This window comes from Synechococcus sp. KORDI-100 (assembly GCF_000737535.1).
Classification (GTDB): domain Bacteria; phylum Cyanobacteriota; class Cyanobacteriia; order PCC-6307; family Cyanobiaceae; genus Parasynechococcus.
The window spans coordinates 534,203-550,858 of record NZ_CP006269.1; the positions used below are offsets into that span (position 1 = coordinate 534,203).

Genomic DNA, 16,656 nt, shown 5'->3' on the forward strand with positions numbered 1-16,656 from the left:
TTTCGACTGCCGCACTGGCGCTGTTGAGTACAGGCACCCTCTACGACAAGGTTTGGAATCTTCATCGTGTGGGCGATCTGCCCGGAGGATCAACACAACTGTTTGTCGGGCTGCACTTGATTCATGAGGTCACCAGTCCTCAGGCGTTTGCCGCACTCAGGGACAAGGGATTGACCGTTCGCTGCCCTGAACGAACGGTCGCAACGGTGGATCACATTGTTCCGACCACCTCTCAGTCGCGCCCGTTCGCTGATCCTTTGGCGGAGGAAATGCTCAGCACCCTGGAGCGCAACTGCCAGGAGTACGGCATCCAGCTGAACGGCATCGGCAGTGGCCGCCAGGGGATCGTGCACGTGATTGCACCCGAGCTGGGACTGACCCAGCCGGGGATGACGATTGCCTGTGGAGATTCCCATACATCCACCCATGGCGCTTTCGGAGCCATTGCCTTCGGAATCGGCACCAGTCAGGTTCGCGATGTGCTCGCCAGTCAGACCCTGGCAATGAACAAGCTGCGGGTCCGTCGCATCCGCGTTGATGGGCAGTTGGCGGATGGCGTGAGTGCGAAGGATCTGATCCTCCAAGTGATCCGAGTGCTCGGCGTCAAAGGTGGTGTTGGCTATGCCTACGAATTCGCTGGGTCGGCCATCGAGGCTCTGTCCATGGAGGAGCGAATGACGGTCTGCAACATGGCGATCGAAGGTGGTGCCCGCTGTGGCTACGTCAATCCGGATGAGGTCACCTTTGATTACCTGAAGGGTCGCGTTCACGCCCCCTCGGGTGAGTCGTGGCAGCGCGCGGTCGATTGGTGGCGTGGACTGGCCAGCGATGGCGATGCCGTTTTGGATGACGAAGTGGTCTTCGACGCCGCGATGATTGCTCCCACCGTCACGTGGGGAATCACCCCGGGCCAGGGTCTGGGGATCGACGAGCACATTCCAGCGTTGGAGGCGCTGGACCCCGGCGAACGCCCGATCGCCGAGGAGGCTTACCGATACATGGATTTGCATCCTGGAACGGCCATTGCCGGCGTGCCTGTTGATGTCTGCTTCATCGGCAGCTGCACCAATGGGCGTCTCAGTGATCTTCGCGCCGCCGCCGCCGTCGCCCATGGTCGGCATGTGGCCTCGGGAATCAAGGCGTTTGTCGTTCCTGGATCGGAACAGGTGGCCCGGGATGCGGAAGCCGAAGGTCTCGATCAGGTGTTTCGTGCGGCCGGCTTTGAATGGAGGGAGCCAGGTTGCTCCATGTGTCTGGCGATGAATCCCGACCGACTGGAAGGTCGCCAGATCAGCGCCAGCTCCAGCAACCGCAATTTCAAAGGGCGTCAGGGATCAGCCAGCGGCAGAACCCTGTTGATGAGCCCCGCCATGGTGGCTGCCGCTGCCGTCCATGGCCACGTCATCGACGTCCGCCGTCTGTCTGTGAATCCCGTCAAGGCATGAGCACGTTTCCAAACGGTTCCATCCCACAGGTGGATGGACGAGCACTTGTTTTGCAGGGCGAGGATATCGACACGGACCGGATCATTCCGGCGCGTTTTCTCAAATGCGTGAGCTTCGATGCGCTGGGTGATCAGGTGTTTGCCGATGATCGAGCCGAGCTCAACGGAGAGCATCCGTTCGACCGCTCCGAGTTTCAAGGGGCCACGATCCTCGTGGTGAACAGCAACTTCGGTTGCGGCTCCAGCCGTGAACATGCGCCCCAGGCTCTGATGCGATGGGGTGTCCGGGCCGTGGTCGGGGTCAGTTTCGCTGAAATCTTTTTTGGAAACTGTCTGGCACTCGGGATCCCTTGCGTCACTGCAAATGCGGAAACGATTGAGGCGATTCAGCAGGCTGTGCTCGCCGCACCGGACCGGTCCTGGTGTCTTGATCTGTCGTCGCTGCGTCTTACATCCAGCGGTGCTGACTGGGATGTCGCCATGGACGCCGGGCCGCACGAGATGCTTCGAAGTGGTCGCTGGGATGCCACATCGCAGCTCGTGGAGAACAGTGCAGAGCTGAAGGCTCTGATGGCGCGGCTTCCCTATCTCAACGACTTCCTTCCGGCCTGAATGATCGGCAGGGGCTGCCGGATTGGACGCGTGGGTCTATGAAAGAGATAGGCGACCGCGTGATTGTCCGATGGCTCAGTTGACTGTGCGGCCCGCGGTCTTTCTGGCGGGTCTGCTGGCTCCACTGACAGCTGCTGTGGCAGCTGCGGCGCCTGTGCCTCTGGTCATCGAGCCAGTGCAGCTGTCGATGCGGGCTCGTTTGATCGAGGAGGGTGCTTGCCGGGCTTGTGATCTCAGGAATGTTGATCTGCGATCAGCGCATCTGATCGGGGTTGATCTTCGTGGGGCCGATCTGCGTGGAGCGGATCTGCGCCTCGCCAATCTCGAGGGTGCAGACCTCACTGGAGCGCTGATGAGCCGTGTCGACCTACGGGGCGCCAACCTCACCAATGCCGATCTCAGCAATGTGGATCTTTCCCATGCCGACCTCAGCGACGCCTTGGTGATCAATGCCTATTCACCCGGAGTCCAGACCGATGGAATTCGCTATGTCGGGGCCAACCTCACAGGCAGCAACCTGATCTACGGCGGCGCTGATTGATCAGAGTGGAAGGCCGTCGTTTCTGTCGTCAACCCTCATGGGGTTGTAGGGAACGAACGGCACACCGGTGCCATCGAAATCAAAGTCGTTCAGTCGGAAGCGAACACCACCGATTCCTTCATAGGGATTGAAGTACACGCCGATGTCGTAGCTGCGTCTTTGCCAGCGGAATTCGATGTTGGAGTTCATCACATCGCCGTAGTACTGCGACCCGGGGTCGACATTGAGTTTGACTCCCGTGCTGATGACCAGTGGCCCGGCGATCTGCTGTGTGATTCCCAGCCCGAGAGTTCCGAAATCCACCACCCGGTCGAATTCAAAGGGGCTGGCACCACCAAGTAGGGTCCCGCCACCAATCACCGTGAACTGGGTGAAATCCATAAAGGGTTTGCTGAATGTTCCGAGCGTCAGCGTGGGTCCTCCACTGAAACTCAGGGACTTCTGATAATCCCCAGTTCCGTAGACAGCGAGCGTGCTGTTGATGTTGGTGTTGAGCGTGATCCCGGGGACGATCGGCTCCGGTGTGTAGCGATACGCCGCCTGGGGGCTGAGCTCCGCTGTCTCTCCACTGACCAGTGGGAAACGGCTCGTCAGAGATCCGAACAGACTTCCCCGCCCGGCCCGCAGCATTCTGTTGCTGGAGTAGCGCTCCGCGTAGTAATCGCCGAAAGCGCCACGTACCAGATAGCGATGGCTTGACTCACCCTGCATCCACTCACCGCGCTGCTCCCCATACAGGCCATAGGCCGCGTCGATATCGGTTTCTCCGAGAGATCCATTCCAGGACCTGTAGCGATAGGTGCCGAACAACTCGGTCTTCAACAACCCAAGCCCGCCGATGTTGAGGTTGCGGCCGAAGCTTCCCCAGTAGCGACTGCCGTTGATGAAGTTGCTGGGATGGAAGGTGCTGATGTCGGCATTCGCCTTCAGTCGATAGTCGCCGTATCGACCCAACAGCTGAGCTTCAAGGCCCAACAGGTCTCCAACCCCATCGCCTTTCCCGTCGATGGCGCGCTGGATGAGAAGTTGTGGTTGCACGGTGAGTTCGGTGTCTGATCCGAGCTCGATCGGTCTGAGGTTGCGACCGACGAACAAGCCGTCTCTGTCCTTGTTGTCGATTCCCAGAACCCAGCGGTTTTCAATTTCTTCTTCCTGATCGATCAGTTGACGACGGCTCACAGGGACTGGGAGTCGATCCTCGACCAGAAGCCTGTTCCGTCTCGCCGTGATCAGGATGGCGCCGTTCGGTTGCTCTCTGGCAATCACCCCTTCAGCATCAATCCGCGTCTGAGCCGGGGTGAATGGGTCATTGGTGAATCCCATGCGATCTGCTGTCCAGCCTTCAGGCGTGATCCGTACCCGTGAAGCCTGAATTCGCCAACGGCTGATTGTTCCATCGATGAGCTGGGTTCCCCCCAGTCGCTTCAGCTCGGGGACCCTCACCACCCCGAAACGATTCTCATCCCTGACGTTCGAATTGATTCGCATCAGCGGAACGCCGCTGCGTCGTTCCAGTTTCAGCGTTCCCTGGAAGGTCACATCGCTGACGCGTTGGTCAATCTCGGCGATGGCTTGAGTCCGGAGGGCCTGCTGAACGGCAGGATCCACCCCGGGTTGAGCGGGTTGCTGTTCAGGAAAGGCAGGGCTCCGGGGCTGCCCGCCATCGCCAAGTGCAACATCCTCAAGGCGATCGGAGAGCGAGGTGGGTTGGACGCGATCCCCACGATCAGGATCAGGGCAGCCGAGTGGTGGAGGCATGACGGCTGACTCCGGCTCTGCAGCTTCCTCACCCCAGCGGTAACGCAGCCCCAGGAGGTAGGCGTTGCTTCCTTCCGTTACACCGCCGTAGGTACCAAAGGCGCCGGATCGGTGGTGGATGCGGCCGACCAGTGAGAGATCGGATGACACCGCCGCTTCCACTTCAAAGCCGAGGTAGTTCAGCAGTTGGGTGTAGTTCTCGCGGAAGGTTTTTTCATAAAGGCTGTAGTCGGTGTTGTAACTGATTCCTTCGATGAAGCCGAAATTCAGCCAGGGCTGAACCCAGACCCTCGCTCCGATCCCGAGGATTCCTTCACCGAAGGTTTGAGCGGGTAAGTCCTGAAAGGGAGTTGTCTGATTGAATTCGCCACCCGGTTGCCGTCCGGCTTTGTGGCCGAACAGATCGGCCTCCAGTTCGAGCGACAGCGGTCCGGCGCGCAGGATCCGTTTCTGCAAGCCAAGGCCCAGCAGATATTCCGGACGCATCCGACCATTGAACAGGAAGGTGTCGCCGAAATTTGAATCGATCGACTGGCCCCCCCAGGCGGTCAGAGCCCATGGTTCAGGGTTCCAGTCGGGAGGGGCTGGTAGTTCAGGGGGACAGGCCATGCCCTGATTCACGTCCTCATCCGCCGGGAGATCAGACCTGAGGCGGCTCGCCAGAGCGGAATCCGTGCTCTCACGGTTGTCGTCGGCCTGGCCGTCGACCTCCAGATCGCCATCATTCAGCACCTCCTCATTCAGCACCTCCTGATCCAGGTCGTCCTGGTCCAGGTCGTCCTGATCCATGGTCTGCACCGTCGACTGCAGAAAATTGCCGGACAGAGACTCAAGATCGACAACCCCGTAAACGTCGTCCAGTTCTCCCTCGTTCTGGAAGAGGTTGTAGCGAAAGGCAGAGGCCTGGAAGTACTGCTTACCGCGTTTCAGCCTGACGGAACCACGGGCGAACAGGCTGCGGAATCCTGAATCAAATTCAATTCGGTCGGCGCGAAGGACGGCGTTTCCGAACACCACCCGAACATTGCCTTCGGCGATGGTGACGCCCCGACGCTGGTCGTAAAACTGGCGATCAGCTTCAAGCTGAACGTTCCCTGGCGGCTGTGGAGCTCCAGCAGGCTGCTCAACAGAATCCGGTTCAACCTCCAGTGGCTCGGCAGCCATTGGCAGACAACCGATCGAGGTGATCCCTGCCAGGAACCAGCCGGCGTATTTCATAACAAGGCGGGTCTCCGCCAATGGATGCCTGCTGCGGCCTGAGATCCTGACACTTCAAATCAACCTTGAAGCGGCAATCAGACCAGTGCGTGGCGCGGTCCGCAGGAACCGAAAATCAGTCTTCGAGATCCTTGCGGCTCGGTGTGCGGCTTGGATCGCTCGCCAGGAAGCCGAAGACGAAGATGCCGATGAAAAAGAAGACGACCGAGTAAACGGAGATCTTGAGGGCGAGCATGGAGACCGACCGGCGTCTGTGAGAGCGACATCATCCTATGGGGCACAACAGCGTTTCCAACGGGTGGGACCCCCTGCAGGCCAGGCGATCGGATTGGATTGAAACGTTTCGAGGTCGCTCGCGCTGCGATCTCAGGGCTGGTTGGCGCCGTTGTGACCGTCCCAAGGACACCCCCTTCGAGTTGGACTCATGGGGGCGGATCCACCGTCCAGACTGGGCGGAACGGGGTCTTCTGGTCTGGCCACGTGGTCGTCAGACGCTTCGTTTGGAGCAGACCTTGCGCTGGCCAGATGGCTGGCGAGCGTCGGAGGCGAGTCAGGCACGACTTCTGCTCAGCTGGTGGGCAGAAGCGATGCGTCTCTGGGTTGATGGAACCCTGGTGCATGAAGGCGACCTCTTCGATACAACCTGCCGCTGGCTGGTGCCCGACCGCTGCCGGGAAGGGGCTGAGCTTCAGCTTCAACTGGAACTCCGCAGCCCGGGGCATGACGACGGCGCACTGATCATCAGTGCGCTCTGTCTCGAGCCAAGGGAGCCTGGCCATGACGTCGATCAAGCTCTCCTGCCGGAGACGTTGATGCTGCATCTGGAGTCAGGGGGAGACCTCCCCCCTGCCTGGGAGCAGCTCGATCCAGCGACAGCCGAGGCCGGTGCCGCCGTGATTGGCCAGCTGCAGCGAGGAGCTCCTCTTCAAGGCAGCATTCACTGGATCGGCCATGCGCACCTTGATCTGGCATGGCTTTGGCCCGTCGCTGACACCTGGCTGGCGGCTGAACGCACCTTCCGATCGGCCCTGGAGCTGATGGCTGCCAACCCGAACTTGCGTTTCGCGCACTCAACGCCAGCTCTCTACGCCTGGTTGCAGCGGCACCGTCCCGGCTTGTTCGATGCCGTATGCGCGGCCAGCCGATCCGGGCGATGGGAGCCGATCAACGGCCCCTGGGTGGAAACCGATTGCGTTCTGGTGAGCACCGCGTCTCTCTGGCAGCAGTTCCAGCTTGGGCAGGACTTCAGTGCTGACATCTTTCCGGAATGGACGCACAACCTGGCCTGGCTGCCGGACAGTTTCGGGTTCGGCGCCGGGTTGCCAGCGGTGGCGGCACGAACCGGCATTCAATGGTTCTGTACGCACAAATTGGCCTGGAATGCCGATCATCCCTTCCCGCATCGACTGTTTCGATGGCGCAGTCGTGGAGGGGATCAGGTCCTGAGCCTGATGTTGCCGCCGATCGGTCGACGTGCCGACCCGCTCGACATGCTCCAGGAGCAACGCACGTGGTGCCGGGCGACAGGGTTGTCCAAGGCTCTGTGGATTCCCGGTGTCGGGGACCATGGTGGCGGCCCAACCCAGGAGATGCTCGACCAATTCGAGCTCTGGAGGGATTCGCCGCAATCTCTTCCCTGCCAGTCCGGCACGGTTCGCGCTTTTCTCGCTTCACTCGAGCCGCTGTCGGCCAGGCTCCCGGTCTGGCGAGACGAGCTGTATCTCGAATTGCATCGCGGTTGCGCCACCAGTCGCGTTGATCAGAAGCGTCACAACCGCAGCCTGGAACGCTTGCTGCGCGAGGTGGACGTTCTCGGCTTTCTTGTGCCGCAAGCCTCCGATGGGTCAGGGACTGCCGATTGGCGCCCCCTTCTGTTCCAGCAATTCCACGACATCCTTCCCGGAACCTCGATCCCTGAGGTGTTTGAGCAAGCCGAGCCGGTCTGGCGTGGGGCACGCAGACAGGCAAGGGCTTCGCGCGATCGAGGCATCCAGCGTCTGTTCTCCCGTTTGTCCCCCGCCGTTCAGCCATTAGAGCGTGTTGATCGCTGGGCATGGTTGGCGTTGCAACCGCTGGCGCGATGGTCGCCGCTGCTGCGCTTGCCCAAGGGCCACTGGCGAACCGCCACGGTTGTGCTGCCGCAGCAGACCGCTGCCGGCGGTGGCGTCTGGGTGCAGCTCCCGGAACAGAGGGGCCTCTCGGCTCAGGCCTTCGATCGCCTTGCGATCGATCAGGGCAAGCCGGCGAAGGTCCGAAACCCCGTTGAGGTTGATGCGCTGCCGAACGGCATCTGGCGAATCAGCAACGGTCGGCTGGCCTTCGATCTCTCCGATCAAGGTCTTCTCCAACTTCGGGATGCCCTGGGCGTGGAGCAACTGTCGGGACCATTGCAGCTCAGTCGATTCGCCGATCGGGGGGAGTTCTGGGATGCCTGGGACCTGGCGGAGGACTACCGCGAGCATCCATTGCCGGTGGAGTGCTCGTCGGGACTGGAGTTTCTCGAGACCGGTCCACTCCTGACCCATGCCGTGCTGCGTTATCGGATCGGTCTCAGTGCCCTCAGGCTTGATCTGCGCCTTCGGGCTGATTGCCCCTGGCTCGAAGTGATCTGCAGTGTCGAATGGCAGCAGCGTCATGAACTGCTGCGACTCGAGCTGTCCCTTGCTCGATCGGCTGTTCGCTTCGCGGCAGATACCAGTGGTGGGGTGCTCGAACGCCCTGCCAAGGCTGAGACGGACCGAGAACGCTCACGCTGGGAGGTGCCGGTGATCTCCTGGCTGGCATCACAGAGTGGTGCTCCCGGTGGTGGGCTGGCCCTGTTGCTCGATGGCCCGCAGGGCGTTGATGGAACTCCGGAACGCATGGGGGTGTCGCTGCTGCGTGGACCCACCTGGCCGGACCCAGGTGCTGATCAGGGCTGGCAACGGCAACGGCTTGCCTTGATGCCGATCGTTGCGGACTGGGCATCAGCCGGTGTTCCGCAAGCGGCGATCTCGTTCAGGGAGCCGGGTTGGTGGGGGCCTCTCAACGCCGCTGAAACAACGGAATGGCTACCAGCGCTGCCAAGGGAACTTGTCCCCGTGAGCTTCCATCACGACCAGGAATGCCGCCGAATGCGCCTATTGAATCCTGGCCCGAGACGCTGTGTCTGGAACCCGGGATCCGGATGGCGGCTCAGACGGGCCAGTGAAGATCTGGATTCGGACGCTGTGACGATGAAACCCGGCGAATTAACGGAGTTGATCCTGACTCAGTCGTCGTGATCATCGAAGGGGTCATCCAGTCCCTTCGATGGCGGGCCAAAGGCCTGATACACACCGAAACCGGTGAGGCCCAGCAGCGCGGCAAGCACGCCGATGGCCACGGAAAGGGCAGGGGAGGTGGTTTCCATCACATCTCTCGACAGGATCGACCCTTTACCGGAGTCGGCCCCTACAGTATCGGCACTTCACTCGACCCGAGACCAAGCGTCGCCATGGCTCAGCGCACCCGTCTGGGAGACCTCCTCCGCCCTCTTAACTCCGAGTACGGCAAGGTGGTGCCCGGTTGGGGAACGACCCCTGTGATGGGGATTTTCATGGTCCTCTTCCTGGTCTTCCTTCTGGTGATCCTGCAGCTGTACAACAAGTCGCTGATTCTTGAGGGGATCAACGTCAACTGGAACGGTCTTGGCTGACCGCACTTCATGAATATCTTCGGCGTCGGTCTTCCTGAAATGGCGGTCATCGGCGCCGTTGCCCTGTTGGTGTTTGGTCCCAAGCGTCTTCCGGAACTGGGACGAACTCTTGGAAAAACGTTGAAGGGATTTCAGTCCGCATCGAAGGAATTCGAGCGCGAAATCAACAAAGCCATGGCCGACCCCGAGGCCATCGACGCAGAGACGTCCGAAGCATCGGAGCAATCATCAGCAGACAGTTGAGCTTCAGTTCATGTCCAATCGGCTGAGGTTGGTCGTGGGTCTGGGAAACCCCGGCGCGAAATATCACGGAACACGCCACAACATCGGCTTCATGGCTCTGGAGCAGCTGGCGGAAAGGAATGGACTTCAGTTCCGCCAGCAATCCAAATTGCACGGTCTCACCGCTGATGTCGGCATCGGTGATCAGCGACTGCGTTTGTTGATGCCCCAGACCTTCATGAATGACAGTGGTCGTTCGATTCGAGCGGCGCTCGACTGGTTCGATCTGCTTCCGGATCAGCTGCTGGTTCTCGTGGACGACATGGATCTTCCGCTTGGTCGCCTGCGTTTGAGAGCGAAGGGCAGTGCCGGCGGTCATAACGGTCTGCGCAGCACGATCCAACATCTCAGCACCGAAATGTTTCCAAGGCTGCGGATTGGGATCGGTGCCCCGGCCGAAACTCCAGTGGAACGCAAAGCTCGAACCGTCTCCCATGTGCTCGGTCATTTCGGCAAGGACGAACAGGACACGGTCAAACAGGTGCTGAACGAAGTGCTCGATGGATTGCCGCTGATCCAGCGACTTGGCATCGAACGTGCTGGAAACAGCATCAATGCGTTTCGTCCTGAGCGACACGCTGAGCAGCGATGACGGCCCTACCGGCAACGACAGCCCATCTCAGGGTTCTGAGGCAGTGTTTTCTGGATCAATGTCTCGAAGGAGAAGTGGCTGCCGGTGGTTTTCAGTGGCAGTTCAGCTGGTTTTTCGATCGTGGGGAACTCACCGTTGAACCCTCGCTTGGACGGGCTTTGATTCAGGACGCTCTGCGTCGTTTCCTGGTCCGGGCTGACTACCGACTGGAACCTGGTGGCGATTACGTCTTCACCGTCCGCGCACGTTTTTGATCGGTGGGCTCACCTGCCATGAACAGGTCAGCTTCAGATAAGCCTCCACCATCACAAGAGCTGCAACTGCATCGAGCTCGGCCGGTGGCACTCTCAGTCCCTCGGGTACGAGTCGCCACAGGCCTCTGGGTGGCCACAGCTGCCAGTACCGCTGTCGTGCTTTCAAGGTTGTTCCGCGTTCGTTGACCTGGACCACCGTGGTGAGCTTTTGCAATGGTGTCTTCCAGGCGTCGCTCCCTGTTCCATCGCCCATCACGATCATCGGCAGATTGCCACCCTGACTCCATTGGTCCAGCGTGTTGAGCACAGCCTCAGGCACCAGCACATCGCTGTCGAGCACCTGGGCTGCGTCAGCCCTGACCAGGACCAGGCCACACTTGCTGCGGCCGGGATCGAATCCGATCACCCTTGTCATGGTGCGAGTTGGATCAACACCTGGACCGGGTCAACGCTTTCGCTGGTGTGCGCCGCCACCACCTGGAGATTGACCGATCCGGAGTCACGATTCACCAGTGACTGGCCTAACTGGTTGAGGGCGTTGGCATCGAACTGCAGCCCCTCCGTCAGCGAGCCCCTCCGCCTCACCTCGGCGAAAGCGGAGGCCAGCAGAAGGTTCATGCTGGTTCGGATGGTGTCTGGAGTCCGCTTTGTCGCGTCCAGAGTGGCGCTGGCCAGCACTTCTCCCTGACGGGCAACCGTGCGATTGGGGCGGACATCAGGAATGGCGTAAACGATGGCCTCTCCCCTGAGAACGTTTGTGGCGGAGCGCATCGACACCACCCAGGTTCCAGGTTTGCTGATCATTTTGCGGAGCCTCTCCACATCACTGCGGGGGACAAGAATGATCTGTTTGTCTGGTTTGTTGCCCGGCAGAACCCGCCCATAAGCCGTCAGATTCGCCTCCTGCAGCAGGCGATCGATCACCTGCTTGGCCTGGCTGGGATCATCCAGACGCACGGTGGCAGTGGCCAGGGTCTGTCCACTGCTGAGAGCAACATCCCCACGCCGCAAGGCGATCAGATTGCGTTCCAGCTGTTTCAGTTCAGTCTCTCCAGCGCTGATGCGATTGCGGACGGCCGCGAGCTCTGTTTCGGTGCGTCGAATATCGGCGTCACGAGCTGCGATGTCTTGACTGAGCCGATCGCGTTCAGCTTCCAGGGTCTGACGTTGGGCCTGCAGTGGTGCGAGTTCTTCACGCAGCCGACCGGCCCGCTGCTTGGCTTCCTCAAGCTTCCTCTCCACCTCCTGAGTTTCAGCTCGGGCCGTCCGTCGATCCTTTTCGGCAGAGGCAAGGGCGATTCTGTTTTGTTCGAGTTCCGCCAGATTGACTTTCAGTTGCTGTCGGCTCTCATTGAGCTTCTGCTGCAGCGCGTCGAGTTCGAACAAGCCGACGCGTAGTTGGCGACTCACCAGCAGCATCAGGCCAAGGGAGAGGGCACTGATCAGGCTGCCGGTGAGAACCGTGATGACAACGGCTGTACGCCGAGGTCGCATATTGAATAAGCTCAGCCTAGCTTTGCCAACCCGGCTTCCCAAACGATCGCCAAGGGTCGAGAGCACTCCACCGAGGATGAGCAACGACAGGACGAGCAGCCAGCCGCTCACTGGCTACTCCCTGCAGGCATGACCTGTTCAGCTGAACCGCTTGGCCAGAGCGATTGGATCCAGCACGGTGATCTTCTTGCGATCAATCTGCACCAATCCTGATTGGCGCAAGTCTCCCAGCAGGCGGGTGATCGTGACGCGGGTGGATCCGATCGCTTCAGCGATCGCCTGGTGAGAGAGGCGAAGGTCGATCGTGATGCCGAGGTCATCAGGGACACCGAAATCTCGGCAAAGCACCAGCAGGAAACTCACCAGACGGGAGGACATGTCGCGGTGCGTGAGGGTCTCAATCATCGTTTCCGTCTGAAGGATCCGACTGGACAGTCCCTGCAGCAGTCGCAGGCCAACGGCGGTGTCCGCTTCGATTGCAGCGCGAACGGAGGCTGCGGGGGCGGTCACCATCTCAACGCGGGTGAAGGCGACAGCGTGATAAAAGCGGTCGGATCGATGTCCCGTCAGCAGCGAGAGCACCCCGAACAGGCTGTTTTCTCGAAGAAGAGCCACGGTGATTTCTTCACCTGATTCATAGACGCGGGACAGGCGAACCGCTCCACGGCGGATCAGGTAGACGCGCTCCGCTGGATCACCTGGGAAAAAGATTGTCTTATTGCGTTCCACCAGTTCGCTGCTGGCACCATCGAGATCACGGATCACATCGAGCAAGGAGCGGCTCGAGGGAGCCTGCGACGCCAATGCTGATGGAGGCACGGTTGGGGAGTAGCGAGTGAAACCACTGCTGGCTGCATTCATGGTTTCGCCGCTTGGATCAATCTTCCTCTCAGGAAGCTAAGGATCGACGAAGGTTCATCCTGTAACAGTCATTACTATTTGTCTGCCGTCTTCCCGGTGCTTCAGGCTCTGGAGCGGATGTAGGCCTCTGTTTGGGCGGAGAACAGGCTCTGCAGGCCGGGTTCGGCGAGATCAAGGAGTTGATTCAGTTGCTCGCGGCTGAATGGAGCCCGTTCGGCTGTCCCCTGGATTTCAAGCAGTCGTCGATCAGACGCCATCACCACATTCAGGTCCACCTCCGCTCGACTGTCTTCGCTGTAGTCCAGGTCGAGCAGGGCCGTTCCATCGACCAGGCCAACGGACACAGCAGCGACCTGATTGATCAGTGGGTCGCGTTCGAGCAGGCCACGATCCAGCAGAACGTCTGTCGCGTGACGCAGGGCAAGCCAGGCTCCTGTGACCGCCGCCGTTCTGGTGCCGGCATCGGCCTGGATCACATCGCAGTCGATCAGCAGACTGCGTTCGCCAAGGGCCTGCATGTCCATGACGGCTCGCAGACTTCGGGCAATCAAGCGTTGGATCTCCTGCGTGCGACCCGACAGTTTCATGAGTTCTCTTGGCTGGCGTTCAGGCGTGGAGCCGGGCAGGAGCCGGTACTCGGCTGAAATCCAGCCCAGCCCCTCTCCCTGACGCCAGCGGGGCACCTTGTCCTCCAGGCAGACACTGCACAGCACTGAGGTTTGGCCCGTCTGAACGATCAGTGAGCTGAGTGCGAATCCCATGGGGTTCCAGCTGACGCTGAAGGGTCTCAAGTCGTTGATGTCGCGGCCGTCTCGGCGAGAAGCGAATTGATCACTCATGGAATGATTGGACAGCACACCACAGGTAGTGTCAATGGGCTTGATCCTCATGAACTCGCCGCTACATTCAAGGTCTTCCGGGGTGTCCGGTTGACCATCACCGTGATGACCGCCAGCCTGAAATCCACGCGCACTCAATCGGCGGAGCTCCCCAGCCAGGACTCGCTGGTCCTTGATCAAGCCGGTTTGCTTCCCCTGCCGTCGGTTCCCTCGAGGGCTCCACTGCATCTTGTCGAGGCTGAAGGTCAGCTGCAGGTGCATACCGCTCCCTATCGGGGCAGTTTTTCAACGGTCTTCAGTCAGGCGGTGCGTGCAGCGGGGCTCGGAAGTCGGGTGTTGATCGCACAATTCCTCAAGGGTGGTGTCCAGCAGGGTCCTGCCGGTTGCGTCAATCTCTGTGGGGGGCTGGCCTGGTTGCGGCCAGACGTTGAGGCCTGCCTGTCGGAAGCTGGTCTTGAGCAGGCCAGGCCGGCAGTGGCAGAGGTGTGGCACACCTGCCGTCACCACCTGATGCAAGGCGATCTCGATCAACTGGTGCTTGATGAACCAGGACTTGCGGTGGCGTTGGGTTATCTCGATGAGCAGGAGTTGATTGACGCTCTTGAGCAGCGGCCCGGCTCGATGGATGTGATCATCACCGGACCTGCCATTCCCGCCAGCGTGATGTCCATGGCCGACCAGGTGACTGAATTGCGACGAGGTTTCTGATGCTGAAAAGCGATCGCTGGATCACTGAGCAAGCCGCCCAAGGGATGATCAGTCCTTTTCAGAAGGGGTTGGTGCGTCATCTGGATCCCAAGAACCGCGAGCGCCCCGTTCTCAGTTTCGGTTGCTCGTCCTACGGCTACGACCTCAGGTTGTCTCCGCAGGAATTCATGATTTTCCGGCACGTTCCAGGGACCGTGATGAACCCGAAGCGGTTCAATCCGGCCAACCTGGAGCCCACCCCTCTGCATCAGGACGAGGATGGTCAGTACTTCATCCTTCCGGCCCATTCCTATGGATTGGGAGTGGCCCTGGAGAAACTCCAGGTTCCGCCGAACATCACGGTGATCTGCCTCGGCAAGAGCACCTATGCCCGCCTCGGGATCATTGTGAACACCACTCCCGCAGAAGCGAGTTGGGAGGGACATCTCACCCTGGAGTTCAGTAACAGCTCCGGAGCCGACTGTCGTATTTATGCCAGTGAGGGCATCTGTCAGTTGCTGTTTTTCGAAGGGGATCCCTGCGACACGACGTACAGCGACCGAGCAGGGAAGTACCAGCATCAACCGGAAAAGGTCACCCTCGCCAGGGTTTGATCACATCAAAGCTGAACTAATCTTGTTGATATTCCATTGCTATCCAAATCAATATCTCCCTAAGTTTCAAAACAAAAACGATCAATCAATGCGTGAAATATTATCTTGAATGTTGTTGTAAGCCATAGCAGGAGTTAATTCCAGATGTATCTCTTTCGCTGGAGTAATTATTTTTTGATGAATTTATGAGTGCATGATTCCTGTCAGTGGAGATTGACGATTAACGGTCCCAGTAGGTTTTTATTGCCTATCGAAGACTGCTTCATTTGTGTCCATAGAAAATTTTATATGGACACAAATGAAAACTATTACTCAGAAGAGAGTGATTGCCGCTTCTCGGCCTCGATGCGTTGCATGACATTGCGTGGGGGCTTGCGAAGAAGGTTCTCTCAGTTGAACTCTCCTTACGGCGCAAGCCGCGCCCTGTGCAGCCGACTTTTCTCATACCACTCGGCGAACTGCGGCGCCCAGGTGAGCAAATGAGGCCACATCAGATCGCAGAGCTGACGAATCTCAAGCTGGGCGTCGAGCTTGGCGCGTAGATCCATGAAGTGCAGAAACGCCCTCAGGCTGAAGCTCACAACGAAGTGCTGGCGGTAGTCGAACGGCAGGATGCCCCGGGCGTGCTCCTCAGCAAAACCCGCTCGCAACAGATCGCGATAACGCTCGGCGGCGGCTTGACAGTGCTTCAGATCCAGCTGTCTCTGATCCTGGGTGTAGGCATATTTTTTGCCTTGCCGATCGCTGTAGTCGCCGACCGGCCGCAGATAGAACACCTCCTCGAGGTCAAGTGCACCATCGGCGGCCCGACAGATGCGTTCGCCGGTGTATCGCATCGATTGGACGTCGAAGCTGACGCCCACCCTGTGGGTGCGGGCCTGCTGCATCACCGAGTGGGGGAACCAGCCCACGTTCAACACGATCTGGGCATGTTCGAGGGGGCCGTAGTGGCCACGCTCTCCAGAGAGCAGTCGTTTGACGCAGATCTCGCCCGCGCGTTGTTCATCGGGCCAGTTCTCGCGATCCCCGGCGACAAACCCCTCGCTGTAGTCCTGATGCATCGCGGCATAGACGCACCGCTGTGGATGAGGAGTTGCAGCGATCAGATCGACCCGGAAACGATCCATGGAGTTACCGATACGGCGTTGGCGTGATCATGGCGACCAGCAGCCAGCCCTGCTCATCAGCCGTGGCTTCGAGGGCCGGTGGTTGGTCCGGTTGTTGCAAGTTCATTGCCAGGAACCGGGCTGAGGCTGCCGATCCCCTGCAGGCCTGGCAGCTCCTTCTCCAGGATCAGAGCTTCACTGATTGCCATGAGATCCTCCGGCTGCCGCAGGCCGATGGAGCGCCCTCGCTGCATGCCATCGGGGCCAAACAGATCAAGCTGCGGGATGCCGTTGACGTCGTAACGGTCCACGAGGTCCTGCCAGCGCGGATTGTCGACATTCACCATCACGATGTCCAGCTTGCCTTGGGTGCTCTGTTCCAGGGAGAGCATGGCGGGGGCCATGGCGCGGCAGGCCTGGCACCAGTCCGCATAGAACTCGATCACCGTCGGGCGGCCGTTGTTCAGGGCGACATCCGGTTCCAGGGATCGCCGTGCCAGCTGTTCGAGAGGCGATTCACTCTGAAATCCACCGCGCACGGCAACCAGTGTCACGGCCAGGCCAAGGGCGACGGCCAGTAGAAGCAATTTCTGGGCCTGGCCCAGCAACGGCTGAGGCGTGCTGCCGGTCATCAAAAGCACTGCGTTGTCAGCACTCTGACAGGCCTGATCGGTGGGC

At 59.9% G+C, this 16,656-nt stretch carries 19 protein-coding genes; 10 read left to right on the top strand and 9 right to left on the bottom strand.

The features are described from left to right. Window positions 1-23: 23 nt before the first annotated feature. From leuC to KR100_RS02520, 3 genes are all read left to right on the top strand, one after another. Window positions 24-1,445 (top strand): 3-isopropylmalate dehydratase large subunit, encoded by a 1,422-nt coding sequence (gene leuC / locus KR100_RS02510; protein WP_038542927.1) that lies wholly within the window; start codon window positions 24-26, stop codon window positions 1,443-1,445. Then, the gene (locus tag KR100_RS02515) at window positions 1,442-2,056 is read left to right on the top strand and encodes a 3-isopropylmalate dehydratase small subunit 2 (RefSeq protein WP_038542929.1); all 615 of its coding nucleotides are present in this window, start codon (window positions 1,442-1,444) and stop codon (window positions 2,054-2,056) included. Before leuC ends, KR100_RS02515 begins: the two co-directional genes overlap by 4 nt. A gap of 70 nt (window positions 2,057-2,126) precedes the next feature. Next, complete coding sequence (locus KR100_RS02520) at window positions 2,127-2,597, top strand: pentapeptide repeat-containing protein (RefSeq protein WP_038542932.1); 471 nt, start codon at window positions 2,127-2,129, stop codon at window positions 2,595-2,597. Here the strand turns inward: KR100_RS02520 and KR100_RS02525 are convergent, their stop codons facing one another. Together KR100_RS02525 and KR100_RS02530 are read right to left on the bottom strand one after the other, a co-directional pair. Next, window positions 2,598-5,573 (bottom strand): DUF3769 domain-containing protein, encoded by a 2,976-nt coding sequence (locus KR100_RS02525; RefSeq protein WP_239420384.1) that lies wholly within the window; start codon window positions 5,571-5,573, stop codon window positions 2,598-2,600. It lies immediately after the preceding gene. A gap of 115 nt (window positions 5,574-5,688) precedes the next feature. Continuing rightward, entirely contained in the window at window positions 5,689-5,808 is a 120-nt protein-coding gene (locus KR100_RS02530) for a photosystem II reaction center protein I (protein ID WP_006172424.1), read from the bottom strand. 37 nt (window positions 5,809-5,845) lie between these two features. Between KR100_RS02530 and KR100_RS02535 the strand changes: the two genes are divergently transcribed. Then, window positions 5,846-8,836 carry an alpha-mannosidase gene (locus tag KR100_RS02535; protein WP_038542935.1) on the top strand — a complete coding sequence of 997 codons (2,991 nt, stop codon included), beginning with the start codon at window positions 5,846-5,848 and terminating at the stop codon, window positions 8,834-8,836. On the opposite strand, the gene psbN is transcribed toward KR100_RS02535, so the two are convergent. Then, complete coding sequence (psbN, locus tag KR100_RS02540; RefSeq protein ID WP_038542937.1) at window positions 8,824-8,964, bottom strand: photosystem II reaction center protein PsbN; 141 nt, start codon at window positions 8,962-8,964, stop codon at window positions 8,824-8,826. The genes KR100_RS02535 and psbN overlap by 13 nt on opposite strands. A gap of 84 nt (window positions 8,965-9,048) precedes the next feature. Between psbN and psbH the strand changes: the two genes are divergently transcribed. From psbH to KR100_RS02560, 4 genes are read left to right on the top strand one after another with little or no spacing between them, the layout of a single operon-like run. Beyond that, entirely contained in the window at window positions 9,049-9,249 is a 201-nt protein-coding gene (gene psbH, locus KR100_RS02545; RefSeq protein WP_006849996.1) for a photosystem II reaction center phosphoprotein PsbH, read from the top strand. A 9-nt stretch (window positions 9,250-9,258) separates the two neighbouring features. Continuing rightward, window positions 9,259-9,492 carry a TatA/E family twin arginine-targeting protein translocase gene (locus KR100_RS02550; protein WP_038542939.1) on the top strand — a complete coding sequence of 78 codons (234 nt, stop codon included), beginning with the start codon at window positions 9,259-9,261 and terminating at the stop codon, window positions 9,490-9,492. Window positions 9,493-9,502: 10 nt separating this feature from the next. Then, complete coding sequence (gene pth / locus KR100_RS02555; RefSeq protein ID WP_038542942.1) at window positions 9,503-10,123, top strand: aminoacyl-tRNA hydrolase; 621 nt, start codon at window positions 9,503-9,505, stop codon at window positions 10,121-10,123. Continuing rightward, window positions 10,120-10,377, top strand: coding sequence for a DUF3146 family protein (locus KR100_RS02560; protein WP_038542943.1), 258 nt, complete (start codon window positions 10,120-10,122; stop codon window positions 10,375-10,377). Before pth ends, KR100_RS02560 begins: the two co-directional genes overlap by 4 nt. On the opposite strand, the gene KR100_RS02565 is transcribed toward KR100_RS02560, so the two are convergent. From KR100_RS02565 to rph, 4 genes are all read right to left on the bottom strand, one after another. After that, on the bottom strand, window positions 10,355-10,792 hold the full coding sequence (locus tag KR100_RS02565; protein WP_038542945.1) for a resolvase: 438 nt from the start codon (window positions 10,790-10,792) through the stop codon (window positions 10,355-10,357). The two genes, KR100_RS02560 and KR100_RS02565, sit on opposite strands and share 23 nt — an antisense overlap. Then, window positions 10,789-11,982, bottom strand: coding sequence for a DUF3084 domain-containing protein (locus tag KR100_RS02570; protein ID WP_038542947.1), 1,194 nt, complete (start codon window positions 11,980-11,982; stop codon window positions 10,789-10,791). Before KR100_RS02570 ends, KR100_RS02565 begins: the two co-directional genes overlap by 4 nt. 27 nt (window positions 11,983-12,009) lie before the next feature. Continuing rightward, window positions 12,010-12,732 (bottom strand): global nitrogen regulator NtcA, encoded by a 723-nt coding sequence (ntcA, locus tag KR100_RS02575; RefSeq protein ID WP_038542949.1) that lies wholly within the window; start codon window positions 12,730-12,732, stop codon window positions 12,010-12,012. 101 nt (window positions 12,733-12,833) lie between these two features. After that, a complete protein-coding gene (gene rph / locus KR100_RS02580; protein WP_038547725.1) occupies window positions 12,834-13,571 on the bottom strand; it encodes a ribonuclease PH in 738 nt (245 codons plus the stop codon). 105 nt (window positions 13,572-13,676) lie between these two features. Between rph and KR100_RS02585 the strand changes: the two genes are divergently transcribed. Together KR100_RS02585 and dcd are read left to right on the top strand one after the other, a co-directional pair. After that, window positions 13,677-14,279, top strand: a complete 603-nt coding sequence (locus KR100_RS02585) for a cob(I)yrinic acid a,c-diamide adenosyltransferase (protein WP_038547727.1) — start codon at window positions 13,677-13,679, stop codon at window positions 14,277-14,279. Next, entirely contained in the window at window positions 14,279-14,872 is a 594-nt protein-coding gene (gene dcd, locus KR100_RS02590; protein WP_038542951.1) for a dCTP deaminase, read from the top strand. The genes KR100_RS02585 and dcd overlap by 1 nt, the downstream gene beginning before the upstream one ends. A gap of 404 nt (window positions 14,873-15,276) precedes the next feature. On the opposite strand, the gene thyX is transcribed toward dcd, so the two are convergent. After that, the gene (gene thyX, locus KR100_RS02595; protein ID WP_038542953.1) at window positions 15,277-15,999 is read right to left on the bottom strand and encodes an FAD-dependent thymidylate synthase; all 723 of its coding nucleotides are present in this window, start codon (window positions 15,997-15,999) and stop codon (window positions 15,277-15,279) included. A gap of 56 nt (window positions 16,000-16,055) precedes the next feature. Beyond that, window positions 16,056-16,610, bottom strand: a complete 555-nt coding sequence (locus KR100_RS02600; protein WP_038542955.1) for a thioredoxin domain-containing protein — start codon at window positions 16,608-16,610, stop codon at window positions 16,056-16,058. Window positions 16,611-16,656: the final 46 nt, after the last annotated feature.

Bases quoted from the DNA above. Each gene is read 5' to 3' on its own strand.
- KR100_RS02515 (WP_038542929.1), top strand. From the start codon at position 1,442: ATGAGCACGTTTCCAAACGGTTCCATCCCACAGGTGGATGGACGAGCA.
- KR100_RS02520 (WP_038542932.1), top strand. From the start codon at position 2,127: ATGGCTCAGTTGACTGTGCGGCCCGCGGTCTTTCTGGCGGGTCTGCTG.
- KR100_RS02525 (WP_239420384.1), bottom strand. From the start codon at position 5,573: ATGAAATACGCCGGCTGGTTCCTGGCAGGGATCACCTCGATCGGTTGT.
- KR100_RS02530 (WP_006172424.1), bottom strand. From the start codon at position 5,808: ATGCTCGCCCTCAAGATCTCCGTTTACTCGGTCGTCTTCTTTTTCATC.
- KR100_RS02535 (WP_038542935.1), top strand. From the start codon at position 5,846: ATGGGGCACAACAGCGTTTCCAACGGGTGGGACCCCCTGCAGGCCAGG.
- psbN (WP_038542937.1), bottom strand. From the start codon at position 8,964: ATGGAAACCACCTCCCCTGCCCTTTCCGTGGCCATCGGCGTGCTTGCC.
- psbH (WP_006849996.1), top strand. From the start codon at position 9,049: ATGGCTCAGCGCACCCGTCTGGGAGACCTCCTCCGCCCTCTTAACTCC.
- KR100_RS02550 (WP_038542939.1), top strand. From the start codon at position 9,259: ATGAATATCTTCGGCGTCGGTCTTCCTGAAATGGCGGTCATCGGCGCC.
- pth (WP_038542942.1), top strand. From the start codon at position 9,503: ATGTCCAATCGGCTGAGGTTGGTCGTGGGTCTGGGAAACCCCGGCGCG.
- KR100_RS02560 (WP_038542943.1), top strand. From the start codon at position 10,120: ATGACGGCCCTACCGGCAACGACAGCCCATCTCAGGGTTCTGAGGCAG.
- KR100_RS02565 (WP_038542945.1), bottom strand. From the start codon at position 10,792: ATGACAAGGGTGATCGGATTCGATCCCGGCCGCAGCAAGTGTGGCCTG.
- ntcA (WP_038542949.1), bottom strand. From the start codon at position 12,732: ATGAATGCAGCCAGCAGTGGTTTCACTCGCTACTCCCCAACCGTGCCT.
- rph (WP_038547725.1), bottom strand. From the start codon at position 13,571: ATGAGTGATCAATTCGCTTCTCGCCGAGACGGCCGCGACATCAACGAC.
- KR100_RS02585 (WP_038547727.1), top strand. From the start codon at position 13,677: ATGACCGCCAGCCTGAAATCCACGCGCACTCAATCGGCGGAGCTCCCC.
- dcd (WP_038542951.1), top strand. From the start codon at position 14,279: ATGCTGAAAAGCGATCGCTGGATCACTGAGCAAGCCGCCCAAGGGATG.
- thyX (WP_038542953.1), bottom strand. From the start codon at position 15,999: ATGGATCGTTTCCGGGTCGATCTGATCGCTGCAACTCCTCATCCACAG.
- KR100_RS02600 (WP_038542955.1), bottom strand. From the start codon at position 16,610: ATGACCGGCAGCACGCCTCAGCCGTTGCTGGGCCAGGCCCAGAAATTG.